The 12,360-nt window shown below is 58.6% G+C and carries 12 protein-coding genes; 3 read left to right on the forward strand and 9 right to left on the reverse strand.

Annotated features, from left to right (window positions below; genetic code table 11):
• Positions 1-2: 2 nt before the first annotated feature.
• The 4 genes from RMV17_RS23350 to colR all read right to left on the reverse strand — a co-directional run bounded on the left by RMV17_RS23350 (position 3) and on the right by colR (position 3,501).
• Positions 3-719 carry a lipopolysaccharide kinase InaA family protein gene (locus tag RMV17_RS23350; protein ID WP_007916599.1) on the reverse strand — a complete coding sequence of 239 codons (717 nt, stop codon included), beginning with the start codon at positions 717-719 and terminating at the stop codon, positions 3-5.
• Between the two features lie 4 nt (positions 720-723).
• Entirely contained in the window at positions 724-1,392 is a 669-nt protein-coding gene (locus tag RMV17_RS23355; protein WP_108225561.1) for a class I SAM-dependent methyltransferase, read from the reverse strand.
• A 161-nt stretch (positions 1,393-1,553) separates the two neighbouring features.
• A complete protein-coding gene (locus RMV17_RS23360; RefSeq protein WP_311882870.1) occupies positions 1,554-2,828 on the reverse strand; it encodes a HAMP domain-containing sensor histidine kinase in 1,275 nt (424 codons plus the stop codon).
• Positions 2,818-3,501, reverse strand: a complete 684-nt coding sequence (colR, locus tag RMV17_RS23365; protein ID WP_065258608.1) for a two-component system response regulator ColR — start codon at positions 3,499-3,501, stop codon at positions 2,818-2,820. Before colR ends, RMV17_RS23360 begins: the two co-directional genes overlap by 11 nt.
• Positions 3,502-3,703: 202 nt before the next feature.
• Here colR and RMV17_RS23370 point away from each other — a divergent pair, with 202 nt between their 5' ends.
• Positions 3,704-5,653: an LTA synthase family protein gene (locus RMV17_RS23370; RefSeq protein WP_311882873.1), complete on the forward strand. Its 1,950-nt coding sequence runs from the start codon at positions 3,704-3,706 to the stop codon at positions 5,651-5,653.
• Positions 5,654-5,707: 54 nt separating this feature from the next.
• The gene (locus tag RMV17_RS23375; protein ID WP_311882875.1) at positions 5,708-6,451 is read left to right on the forward strand and encodes a phosphatase PAP2 family protein; all 744 of its coding nucleotides are present in this window, start codon (positions 5,708-5,710) and stop codon (positions 6,449-6,451) included.
• A gap of 197 nt (positions 6,452-6,648) precedes the next feature.
• On the opposite strand, the gene groL is transcribed toward RMV17_RS23375, so the two are convergent.
• From groL to RMV17_RS23395, 4 genes are all read right to left on the reverse strand, one after another.
• On the reverse strand, positions 6,649-8,295 hold the full coding sequence (gene groL, locus RMV17_RS23380; RefSeq protein ID WP_007916609.1) for a chaperonin GroEL: 1,647 nt from the start codon (positions 8,293-8,295) through the stop codon (positions 6,649-6,651).
• 50 nt (positions 8,296-8,345) lie between these two features.
• Positions 8,346-8,639, reverse strand: coding sequence for a co-chaperone GroES (locus tag RMV17_RS23385; RefSeq protein ID WP_007916610.1), 294 nt, complete (start codon positions 8,637-8,639; stop codon positions 8,346-8,348).
• Between the two features lie 260 nt (positions 8,640-8,899).
• Positions 8,900-9,376: an FxsA family protein gene (locus RMV17_RS23390; protein ID WP_034153496.1), complete on the reverse strand. Its 477-nt coding sequence runs from the start codon at positions 9,374-9,376 to the stop codon at positions 8,900-8,902.
• Positions 9,377-9,441: 65 nt separating this feature from the next.
• Positions 9,442-10,173 (reverse strand): HugZ family protein, encoded by a 732-nt coding sequence (locus RMV17_RS23395; RefSeq protein ID WP_311882879.1) that lies wholly within the window; start codon positions 10,171-10,173, stop codon positions 9,442-9,444.
• Positions 10,174-10,337: 164 nt separating this feature from the next.
• Between RMV17_RS23395 and RMV17_RS23400 the strand changes: the two genes are divergently transcribed.
• Entirely contained in the window at positions 10,338-11,096 is a 759-nt protein-coding gene (locus RMV17_RS23400) for an SDR family oxidoreductase (RefSeq protein ID WP_311882881.1), read from the forward strand.
• Between the two features lie 150 nt (positions 11,097-11,246).
• On the opposite strand, the gene apbC is transcribed toward RMV17_RS23400, so the two are convergent.
• Entirely contained in the window at positions 11,247-12,341 is a 1,095-nt protein-coding gene (apbC, locus tag RMV17_RS23405) for an iron-sulfur cluster carrier protein ApbC (RefSeq protein WP_180699449.1), read from the reverse strand.
• Positions 12,342-12,360: the final 19 nt, after the last annotated feature.

A 12,360-nucleotide genomic window follows, 5' to 3' on the forward strand; every position in this document is an offset into this window, starting at 1 on the left:
CGCTATAAACCTTTGATAGCGCTGCCAAACGCCGTCTCATAAAAGTAGACGAGTTTTTTCCAGTCCGCGTCGCGGAACGACGAATGGCGGCGCAATTGCTTCATGTCGTGGGAAGCGGCGCGATAGGCGGTCAGACGCTGGCGGCATTTCTCCAGATCGATCAAAGCGACCTCGACCTTGGCCGACTCGCCTTCGCCGGTCACGCGCACAAACACGTGTTTGATGTAGATGCAGCTGTGCTGCCAACGGCCCTTGTGCATGCGCGCCAGGTTCTCGGCGAGGTCCTTGAGCACGCGCTCATAAACCACATCGCCACACTGATCGCGACCGCCGGCAGCCGCCAGCCAATGTTCCAGTTCCTGGAAACCGTCCAGGGACTTGGTCACCAGCAGCGCGCGCCATTTGTGCTGCGGATCAGGCTGGGCGCCGCAAAAAACGATTTCTGGCACGCGCACACCGAGCTTGCTTACGCCGGTCAGCGCATCAAGTTCACGCAAAACAGTAGGACGGCCAAAAGGGTGCAACCAACTGCGATAGATATGACCAGTCTGGCGCTTGGCGTACAGCAGTTGACCATCGCGCCCCACGACCCTTTGCACGCCACTTTCCCCGCCACGTCGAACGTTGGGCTCTTCCACCCACTCGCCGCGCTGGTTCCAGTAAAAGTCAAAGCGATCTTGCGGAGCGACATCCGTTTCTGCTGCAAATTGCACTGCCATCCTGTTACCTCTTGCGTAATACGTAAACCCGCCACATGGCGTAGAGCGGAATAAAGTCCAGTTGTTCCTGAATCCGAAAACCTGCTTCCTCGAACTCCTTTTCCACCGTAGCGGCCGGTAACACAAAGCGATTCTGATACTCGCGTTTGTCACGGTTGCGCTCGGCTCGCTGGCGTTTCCAGGCTTTGAAATTGCCATCGACCCACAACGAAACGATCACACTGTCCCGGGTTACGCGCTCGAATTCGCGCAGAATCGCCCGGCGATGCTCGGCTTCACCGATGTGGTGGAGCAGACGCATGCAGAAAATGCTGTCGACGGCGTTGTCAGGCAAGGCAATGTCGAAGGCAGATGTGTGCAAGGGTTGTACCCGTTTCACCACATCGGCCGGTTGCGACTGCATTGCCGTCTTGATCATCGACTCGGAATTGTCCGCGCCGATAATCACCCGGTTGGTCTTTTCGCCCAACAAGGGCCAGAAACGCCCGGCACCGCAAGGCAGATCCAGCACCAGTCCCGGTTCACCCACCGACGCCAGCGCCTTGCGGGCCATCTGTTCGTCACGCCAATGGGAGAGACGACGTCCAAGGCTTTCTTTGTGCTTGCGCAGGTATTTCTGCGCGTGTTGATCGTCGTACTTCTCGGAAAAATCGAGTTTGATCGGACCGGCCATCACCTGGACTCCTGAATTGCTGATGTCACCACCTTAAGGAGCGGCGTGTCAGCGTCAGGTCATCCATTTGTGAAAAAAATGTCCGGTAAACAGACAAATTATTACAGCGTTATACAGGATTTAGACAGGAAGGAGGGAGTAGCATTGAGCCACTCCGTGCGTCAGATTTTGCCCAGATCTACCTCGAAGCGGCAGCCATTGGGCTCCATCGTGCTCAAGCTGACGGTCCAGCCCTGGTTCTCGCAGATCCGCTGAACCAACGACAATCCCAACCCCAGGCCTTCGCCGCGCTTTTCGCTGCCACGCACGAAGGGCTCGAACATGGCTTCGCGTTTTTCCTCCGGAATGCCGACACCGGAGTCTTCCACCACAAAGCCGTTGGCAGTGAGTGTCAGGCGAATGAAACCCTTCTCCGTGTAGTGACAAGCGTTGCGCAACAGGTTGCCCATCACCGCGGTCAACAACGTTGCGTTGTAGCAAGAGGTCGGCGGATTCCCCGGTTCGAACTGCAAGGTCAGCCCTTTGCTTTCGATCGGCTCACGCCACATGCACAGCAGACTGTCCGCGACTTGAGCGAGATTCTGTTGCGGCGCCGAACCGGCGTCTTCGCGCTGGGAGCGGGCGAGCATCAGGAAGGTCTGCACCAGTTCGCGCATTTCCTCACTGGCCCGGGCAATGCGCTCGACCTGATTACGCCCACGCTGATCGATGGCCGGGTTTTCCATCAGCAGCTCGCAGGAGCTGGCCAATACCATCAACGGCGTGCGCAACTCGTGACTGACATCGCTGGTGAACAATCTTTCACGGGTCAGCGCCTGACGCAGACGTCCCAGCGTGGCATCGAACGCCACCGCCAGTTCGCCGACTTCGTCTGCCGCATAATCCGGCGCCAGCGGCGGTGCCAGCCCGAGTAACTGGTCGCGATGGCGCACTTGTCGGGCCAAGCGCACCACCGGCGCCATCACCTTGCGCGCGAGCACCCAGCCAAGGAACACCGCCAGCGCCAGACTGAGCACGAAGCCCACCAGCACCACGGCAAACAGCACGCGCTCACGCTCTTCGAAATCGCTTTGATCCTGCAGCAGCACATAACGCCGACCGTCGACGATCTCGACCATTGCGTGATACGAAAGCTGCTCGCGGAACACTTCATGGAAACCCGCATCGAGGTGACGCAAGTCCTTGGGCAACTCGAAATCACCCGGCCCGCCGCTGAAATAGAACAACTGGTCCGGTTCCGGGCGATGGCTCCAGTCCGAAACATTGTCCATCAGCAGCAGACGCTGCAGGTCGCCGCCCAGCCCCGCCGAAATCAGTTTTTCTTCCACCAGGTGCACGGTCGCAACAATGCCCATGGCAAACGCGCCGGCCACCAGTGCGCTCATCAGCGCAAAGGCGATGATGATCCGTTGGGAAAGGCTTTGCTTAAACTCCATCGCGGCCCTCGGCCAAGCGATAACCGACGCCATGCACGGTGTGCAGCAGTGGTTTGGCGAACGGTTTGTCGATCACCTGACGCAACTGGTGGACGTGGCTGCGAAGGCTGTCGCTGTCCGGGCAATCATCGCCCCACAGCGCTTCTTCGAGAATTTCCCGGCGCAGCACGTGCGGGCTTTTCTGCATCAACACCGCCAGCAACTTGAGGCCGACCGGGTTGAGTTTCAGCAGTTTGCCTTCGCGGGTAACCTCCAGCGTGTCGAGGTCGTAGCTCAGATCACCGACCTGCAACGACCGGCGTCCGCCACCCTGGGTGCGGCGCATCACCGCTTCGACACGCGCGGCCAGTTCCGACAGGGCGAACGGTTTGACCAGGTAATCGTCAGCCCCGGACTTGAAGCCCTGCAAGCGGTCGTCGAGTTGATCGCGGGCAGTGAGCATGATCACCGGCGTGTCACGACGGGCGTCTTCACGCAGGCGTTTGCACAGGGTGTAGCCATCGATGCCGGGCAGCATGATGTCGAGCACGATCAGGTCGTAATGCTCGGTGGCGGCCAGATGCAGGCCTGACAGACCATCCTGGGCGCAATCGACGGTATAGCCTTTGAGCCCCAGGTAATCGGCCAGATTGGCGAGGATATCGCGGTTGTCTTCAACCAATAGAATTCGCATGGGCACTCCTCCGTACACAGTAACGGCCGTCATGGCTCGCGCAGCTTAAGGCCATCGCCAGCTCAGAGCTAGGGCTGAAAGCCTCGTAAATCAACTCTCTCAAGCAAATTCAAAGCTTAACGAGTTTTTCACTATTGGTTCACAACCTGACTACAGTGACAACGCGAGACTCTCGCGCCATTAGATATAAGGAATGTAGACAATGGACTTTTTCAAGACGGCGCCCATGCGCCTTCTGCTGTTGGTCACTGGCGTCTGGCTGGTGCTGTTCTTCCTGACCCGAACCGTCCTGCTGCTGACTCACCTTGATGAGGCCGGCGGCATTGCGCTTTCCGTCTTCGGCATCGGTCTGTTGTATGACCTGGGTTTCCTCGCCTACGCCGCATTGCCAATGGGCCTGTACCTGTTGCTGTGCCCGCCGGCGCTGTGGCGCCGTCGTGGTCATCGCTGGTTCCTGCAAGGGCTGCTGACCGTCAGCCTGTTCGCCATGCTGTTCGTTTCGGTGGCCGAGTGGCTGTTCTGGGACGAGTTCGGTGTGCGCTTCAATTTCATCGCCGTCGACTATCTGGTGTATTCCGACGAAGTACTGAACAACGTGCTGGAGTCGTATCCGATCGGTACGCTGCTGAGCATTCTCGCGCTACTGGCCGTTGCTCTCAGCTTCGCCCTGCGCAAGCCGTTCAATGCGGCGCTGGACGCTCCGCTGCCGCCGTCGCGTGGGCGTTTGCTCAATGCGCTGGCGTTGCTGGTGGTCGCCGGTCTGAGCCTGCAACTGCTCAGCCAGGATGCGCCACGTGCTCAGGGTGGCAATGCCTACCAGAACGAACTGGCCAGCAATGGCCCGTATCAGTTCTTCGCCGCGTTCCGGAACAACGAACTGGACTACACGCAGTTTTACGGCAGCCTGGCGCCGGAAAAAGTCGCCCAACAGATTCGTGCTGAACTGAATGAACCCAATGCACAGTTCATTGGCAAGGACCCGCAAGACATCCGCCGGATGATCGACAACCCCGGCACCCCGCGCACACCAAACATCGTGCTGGTCACCATCGAAAGCCTCAGCGCCAAATACCTGGGCAGCAATGGCGACGAGCGTAACCTGACACCGAATCTGGATGCCTTGCGCAAACAGAGCCTGTACTTCAGCAACTTCTACGCCACCGGAACGCGTACCGACCGAGGCCTGGAAGCCATCACCCTGGCCATTCCACCGACTCCGGGGCGTTCGATCGTCAAGCGCATCGGCCGCGAAAGCGGTTTCGCCAGCCTTGGCCAGCAACTCAGTGCGGTGGGTTACGACAGCGTGTTTGTCTACGGCGGACGCGGTTACTTTGACAACATGAACGCGTTTTTCAGTGGCAATGGTTACCGCGTGGTCGATCAGAGCAGCGTTGACGAAGCCGAGATTCACTTCAAGAACGCCTGGGGCATGGCCGATGAGGATCTTTACAAGCAGACGTTGAAGCTGGCCGATGCGGATTACGCCAAACAACAGCCGTTCTTGCTGCAGTTGATGACCACCTCCAACCATCGCCCCTACACCTACCCGGACGACCGGATCGACATCAAATCCGGTAACGGTCGTGATGGCGCGGTGAAATACACCGACTACGCGATTGGCCAGTTCCTTGAGCAGGCACGGCAGAAACCGTGGTTCGACAACACGATCTTCATCTTCGTCGCCGACCACACGGCAGGCAGCGCCGGCAAAGAAGATTTGCCGATTACCAATTACCAGATTCCGCTGTTTATCTATGCGCCGAAACTGGTCGAGCCGCGTGAAAGTGGCCAACTGGCCAGCCAGATCGACCTTGCGCCGACGCTGCTGGGCTTGTTGAACATGGATTACCAATCGACGTTCTTCGGTCGCAATCTGTTGCAGGACAACCCGCTGCCACCGCGTGTCGTGGTCGGCAACTACCAGCATCTAGGCCTGTTCGACGGCAAGGATCTGGCGATTCTCAGCCCCCGCCAGGGCTTGCGTCGACATGACGATGCGCTGACCGAAAGTCGTGAATCCCGAGTGACCAGTGATGACCCACTGATCAGCCGCGCGATCACTTATTACCAAACCGCCAGTTATGGCTTCAAGCAACAGCTGCTTGCCTGGAAAACACCCAAGGAGGGTGCTCCGCAAGTCAGCGAACGTTAATCGAAGCGCCCCGGGCTGATGCCCCGGGGCGTTTTCTTTTATTCAGGAACCAACATGTCATCAAATGTTGTACGCCCCACTCCTCGCCCGATGAATCTTTGGCTGTATCTGGGAATCCCCGTCGTTGCAGCGATCTCTCTGATCCTGCTGGAAATGACCGATCTGGACATGGTGCTGGCGCGGTTGTTCTATGACCCGGTTGCGGGCGACTTCATTGGCCGCCACAGTTTTTTCCTGGAAGACATCCTTCACGATCGCGCCAAACAGGTGGTGATCGCGTTCTCGGTGTTTGCGGTATTGGGTTTTCTCGGCTCGTTTTTCCTCGCCAGACTCAAACCGTTCAAGCGAGAACTGGGTTGCCTGGTGCTTTCGCTGGGCCTGGCAACATCGTTCGTCACTCCGGTCAAAGCCGTGACCGCCGTGCAGTGCCCGTGGAGCCTGGAGCAATTTGGCGGCCATGAAACCTACAGCAAACTGATGGAACATCGCCCACAGACCGACAAACCAGGCCGTTGCTGGCCGGGTGGTCATGCGGCGACGGGGTTCACTCTGTTTGCACTGTTCTTTGTCCTGCGTGATCGCCGCCCGCGTCTGGCGCGTCAGGCGTTTATCTTCGCCTTTGCCTTGGGCTCGGTGTTTTCGATCAGCCGGATGATGCAGGGCGCGCACTTCTTCTCGCACAACGTATGGACGGCGATTTTCTGCTGGCTGATTTGCTTGGGGTCTTATTACTGGGTGCTATATCGCCCGGCGGTAAAAACCGAGGCCGTGGTCAAGGCACAACCGGTCAGCGCCTGATCTGACGCCATCGCTGGCAAGCCAGCTCCCACAGGGTTGGTGCCGAGCACACATTTTGTGAACGCCCGAATCACTGTGGGAGCTGGCTTGCCAGCGATGAACGATTACTCGGACTTGCGCCAACACTAAATCAAAGGCAATAAAAAACCCCGCTGACTTTCGTCAGCGGGGTTTTGCGTTACAGGGGTAAGGCTGGCTTACATCATGCCGCCCATGCCACCCATGCCGCCCATGTCTGGCATGCCGCCGCCAGCAGCGCCGTCTTTCTTCGGCGCGTCAGCTACTGCTGCTTCGGTGGTCAGGATCAGACCGCCGATCGACGATGCAGCTTGCAGAGCGGAACGAGTCACCTTGGTTGGGTCCAGGATGCCCATTTCGATCATGTCGCCGTACTCGCCAGTCGCAGCGTTGTAACCGAAGTTACCTTTGCCGTTCTTGACTTCGTTGACCACAACACTTGGCTCGTCGCCGCTGTTGGCAGCGATCTGACGCAGCGGAGCTTCAACAGCGCGGCGCAGAACAGCGATACCGACGTCCTGATCAGCGTTGTCGCCTTTCAGGTCAACCAGCGTTTGCAGAGCGCGGATCAGCGCAACGCCACCGCCAGGTACCACACCTTCTTCAACGGCTGCGCGGGTTGCGTGCAGGGCGTCTTCAACGCGGGCTTTCTTCTCTTTCATTTCAACTTCGGAACCAGCGCCAACCTTGATCACTGCAACGCCGCCGGACAGCTTGGCCAGACGCTCTTGCAGTTTTTCACGGTCGTAGTCCGAGGAAGTTTCAGCTGCCTGGGCACGGATCTGAGTGATACGCGCCTGGATATCAGCTTCTACGCCAGCACCGTCAACAATGATGGTGTTTTCCTTGGAGATGGTCACACGCTTGGCGCTACCGAGGTTTTCCAGGGTAGCGGCTTCCAGGCTCAGGCCGATCTCTTCGGAGATAACGGTGCCGCCGGTCAGAACGGCGATGTCCTGCAGCATGGCCTTGCGACGGTCGCCGAAGCCTGGCGCCTTGACGGCTGCGACTTTAACGATGCCACGCATGTTGTTCACAACCAGAGTCGCCAGGGCTTCGCCTTCAACGTCTTCGGAAACGATCAGCAGTGGACGGCCGGCTTTGGCAACGGCTTCCAGCACTGGCAGCATTTCGCGGATGTTCGAGATCTTTTTGTCGACCAGCAGGATCAGCGGGCTGTCCAGCTCGGCAACCATGGTCTCTGGCTTGTTGACAAAGTACGGGGACAGGTAGCCACGGTCGAACTGCATGCCTTCTACAACCGACAGTTCGTTTTCCAGGCCAGTGCCTTCTTCAACGGTGATCACGCCTTCTTTGCCGACTTTTTCCATGGCTTCGGCAATGATGTCGCCGATGGAGCTGTCGGAGTTGGCAGAGATGGTGCCTACCTGAGCGATGGCCTTGGTGTCAGCGCATGGCTTGGACAGGTTCTTCAGCTCTTTGACGATCGCGATGGTCGCTTTGTCGATACCACGCTTCAGGTCCATCGGGTTCATGCCGGCAGCGACGGCTTTCAGGCCTTCGTTGACGATCGACTGAGCCAGAACGGTAGCGGTGGTAGTACCGTCACCAGCGTCATCGTTGGCACGGGAGGCAACGTCTTTGACCAGCTGCGCGCCCATGTTTTCGAAACGGTCTTCGAGTTCGATTTCTTTGGCGACGGAAACGCCGTCCTTGGTGATGGTCGGAGCGCCGAAGCTCTTCTCGATGATCACGTTACGGCCTTTCGGGCCCAGGGTCGCTTTTACTGCGTCAGCCAGGACGTTGACGCCCTTGAGCATTTTTTTACGGGCGGAATCGCCAAACAGAACTTCTTTAGCAGCCATGATCGATATTCCTTAAATACTTTGTAGTAGCGGGAAAATGAACGGGGGTATCAGCCTTCGATAACAGCGAGGATTTCGTTCTCGCTCATTACCAGCAGGTCTTCGCCGTCGACTTTCACAGTGTTGCTGCCGGAGTAAGGACCGAACACAACCTTGTCGCCTTCTTTAACGGACAGTGCGCGCACTTCGCCGTTTTCCAGAGCTTTGCCCGGGCCTACAGCGAGAATCACACCGTGGTTGGCTTTTTCAGCAGCCGAACCTGGCAGGACGATACCGCCAGCGGTTTTCTTTTCTTCTTCGCTGCGACGGATTACGACGCGGTCATGCAGAGGACGAAGCTTCATTGTCGATCTCTCCTAATTGTGGTTTTCATCGGCCGGTGTAGTCCCGGCGGGTTTAACAAATCCGGCCTGCGCCGGTTGCGGTTCGTCAAGCGAGCCGCGGAAGTCTGACTGGCTCAAATGCCAGAAACCTTTCGGTGACCGATACATAAGGGCGCATAAGCTTATTACAAGGGCGAGGCGAAAAATTTTTCACCGATATGTTGCACAAAAGCAGCCCATAAACGAACACGGCACCCGAAGGTGCCGTGTCGATGCAGATGTTACTTGGAGTCGCGATGTTCGAACTCGCCTTCGATCACATCACCCTCACGGCCCAAGGGCTGGCGCGGTGCAGGACCGCCACGGGGTTGCAGATCATCGGCAAACGCACGCTGGCGCATGGCCTGTTCTTCGGCGCGTTGGCGCATCTTGTTCGCCAGCAGCCGACGCGTGAACGGCAGCAGCATGACCAGACCGACCACGTCGCTGATGAAGCCCGGCAGGATCAACAGGCCACCGGCCAATGCCAGCATCAAACCTTCCAGCATGGTTTGTGCGGGCAGTTCGCCGCGGTTCAGGCTTTCACGGGCACGCAATGCAGTGGCCAGACCGGCGACGCGCAGCACAAACACACCGAACATCGAGCCGAGAATGATCAGCAGCAGGGCCGGGAAAAACCCGATAGCCCCTGCCACTTTGACGAATACGAACAGCTCCAGCACCGGAAACAGCAGAAAGAGCAACAGAAAAGGGCGCATCAAAGTTTCCTCAACGCAAGAAATGCCTTGCAGTAAGCCTTAGATGACGTCGCCCTTTCGTGAATTCAAGCGTCGACCACTGCATTTTTTGGCCAGACCTGCGCGTGAGCCAATGAAACCAAGGCTTCGCGCACTTGTGTCGGCGTATGACAAGGGGCTTGAAACGGCAACCAGTACAGCGCCTGACCGATGCGCAGGTGCATGCCTTCGGTGTCGATCCCGGCCAGTTGCGCCGGCGCGGTTTTCGGCAGACCGGCGAGGTCGACGTAGTGCGCGATGGCTTTGGCGTGGTCGCTGTTCATGTGCTCGACCATGCTGATTTCAGCCTTGCCGGCGAACGGGTTGGCCAGGGTCAGTTGATCAACCCAGTGGATCGCGCCGAAACCGCCGATGTAGCGGTGACGCACCGGGGTCAGCACCCAGAAATCGAAATCGTGGGCCTTGTGGTAATTCTGCGAATCCGGGAAATAACGGTAGTAACGCTCGGCGGCAGCTTCTATCGCAGCAGCGTCTTCAAGCTTTTGCGCTTCGGCCAGATAGGTCAGGCGACCAACGGCTTGCACATCATCGGCCTCGCGCTCACCGACGAGCAGCGAGCATTTCGGGTCTTTTTGCAGGTTGTGGGTATGCTGGGCGATGCGGCTGATCAGGATCAGCGGCCGGCCCTGCTCGTCCAGGCAGTACGGCACCACAGAGCCAAAGGGAAAACCGGGCATCGATTTGGAGTGGGTCGACAGCACTCCACGGTATTCCTTGAGAAGCAATTCTCGGGCATTCTTGGCCACTTCAACGCTCAATTTATGACTCCTTAAATAGAATCCGTCGAAAAAACGGACGGGCGCCCGGGATCAAGTCCCAGTCACGCCAGCGGGCAATTCTCATGTGCAACCCAGCCACGGCCGGTGCAGATCGGGAGTCGCTGAAAACAAAAACTACTCAGACCTGCTATCGGGGCATGCGAATGCAACTCAACGACAAAGTAATCATTATCACTGGCGGTTGCCAGGGTTTGGGCCGCTCGATGGCCGAGTATTTCGCCAGCAAAGGCGCGAAGCTCGCGCTGGTCGACCTCAATCAGGAAAAGCTCGACGACACGGTCGCGGCCTGCAAGGCCAAAGGCGTCGAGGCGCGCAGCTATCTGTGCAACGTCGCCAATGAAGAGCAGGTCGAGCACATGGTCGCCCAGGTCGCCGCCGATTTCGGCGCGATCCACGGTTTGATCAACAACGCCGGGATCCTCCGTGATGGCCTGCTGTTGAAGGTCAAGGACGGCGAAATGACCAAGATGAGTCTGGCCCAATGGCAGGCCGTCATCGACGTCAACCTGACCGGCGTGTTCCTCTGCACCCGTGAAGTGGCGGCGAAAATGGTCGAGCTGAAGACCAGCGGCGCGATCATCAACATTTCGTCGATCTCGCGTGCCGGCAACGTTGGCCAGACCAACTATTCGGCAGCCAAGGCCGGTGTTGCTGCAGCGACAGTGACCTGGGCCAAAGAGCTGGCGCGTTACGGCATTCGTGTCGCGGGGATTGCGCCGGGCTTCATCGAGACCGAGATGACCCTGGGCATGAAACCGGAAGCGCTGGAGAAGATGACCTCGGGTATTCCGCTCAAGCGCATGGGCAAGCCGGAAGAGATCGCCCATTCGGCGGCTTACATCTTCGAGAACAACTATTACACCGGGCGGATTCTGGAGATGGATGGCGGCTTGCGGATCTAAGCCACACCGCAAAACCAAATGTGGGAGCGACGGTGCGACGATTCGACCTGCTCGCGAATGCAGTGGATCAGCCAACTAATGAGTTGAATGACACTCCGCTTTCGCGAGCAGGCTCGCTCCCACAGTTTTGCCCGGCGTTTACAGATAGATTTAATCGTCGCTGATGGTGATGTTCGGCATCGCTGGCGTCGCCGCTTCCTGCAACACGATCCGCGCGCCGACGTGGCGGGCCAGTTCCTGATAGACCATGGCAATCTGGCTGTCAGGCTCGGCGATCACCGTTGGCTTGCCGCCATCGGCCTGCTCGCGGATCAGCATCGACAGCGGCAGCGAAGCCAGCAGCTCTACGCCGTATTGGGTCGCGAGTTTCTCACCACCGCCCTCACCGAACAGATGCTCGGCATGCCCGCAGTTCGAGCAGATGTGCACGGCCATGTTTTCCACCACGCCCAACACCGGAATGTTGACCTTGCGGAACATTTCCACGCCTTTGCGCGCGTCGAGCAATGCGAGATCCTGCGGAGTAGTGACGATCACCGCGCCGGCCACCGGGACTTTCTGCGCCAGGGTCAGCTGGATATCGCCAGTGCCTGGCGGCATGTCGATCACCAGATAATCGAGATCGCCCCACGCGGTTTGCGTGACCAGTTGCAGCAAGGCGCCCGAGACCATCGGCCCGCGCCAGACCATCGGCGTGTTGTCGTCGGTCAGGAACGCCATCGACATGACTTCTACGCCGTGCGCCTTGAGCGGCACGAACCACTTCTGATCCTTGACCTCCGGGCGGGTGCGCTCGGGGATGCCGAACATGATGCCTTGGCTCGGGCCGTAGATATCGGCGTCGAGAATACCGACCTTGGCGCCTTCGCGGGCCAGGGCCAGCGCGAGGTTGGCGGCGGTGGTCGACTTGCCCACACCGCCCTTGCCCGAAGCCACGGCGACCACGTTCTTGACGTTGGCCAGCCCCGGAATCTGCGCCTGCGCCTTGTGTGCGGCGATCACGGTGTTGATCTCGACTTTCGCCGCGGTCACGCCATCGAGGTTTTCGATGGCCAGTTGCAGCAGTTGCGCCCAGCCGCTCTTGAACAGACCGGCGGCGTAACCGATTTCCAGCTGCACGTTGACGCGATCACCGACGATCTCGATGTTCTTCACGCAACCGGCGCTGACCGGATCCTGGTTCAGGTAAGGGTCGGTGTATTGGCTGAGGACGGCTTCCACCGCTGCGCGAGTGACGGCACTCATGGGCAACTCCGATAACAAG

This window comes from Pseudomonas sp. VD-NE ins, from assembly GCF_031882575.1.
GTDB classification, from domain to species: domain Bacteria; phylum Pseudomonadota; class Gammaproteobacteria; order Pseudomonadales; family Pseudomonadaceae; genus Aquipseudomonas; species Aquipseudomonas fluorescens_BZ.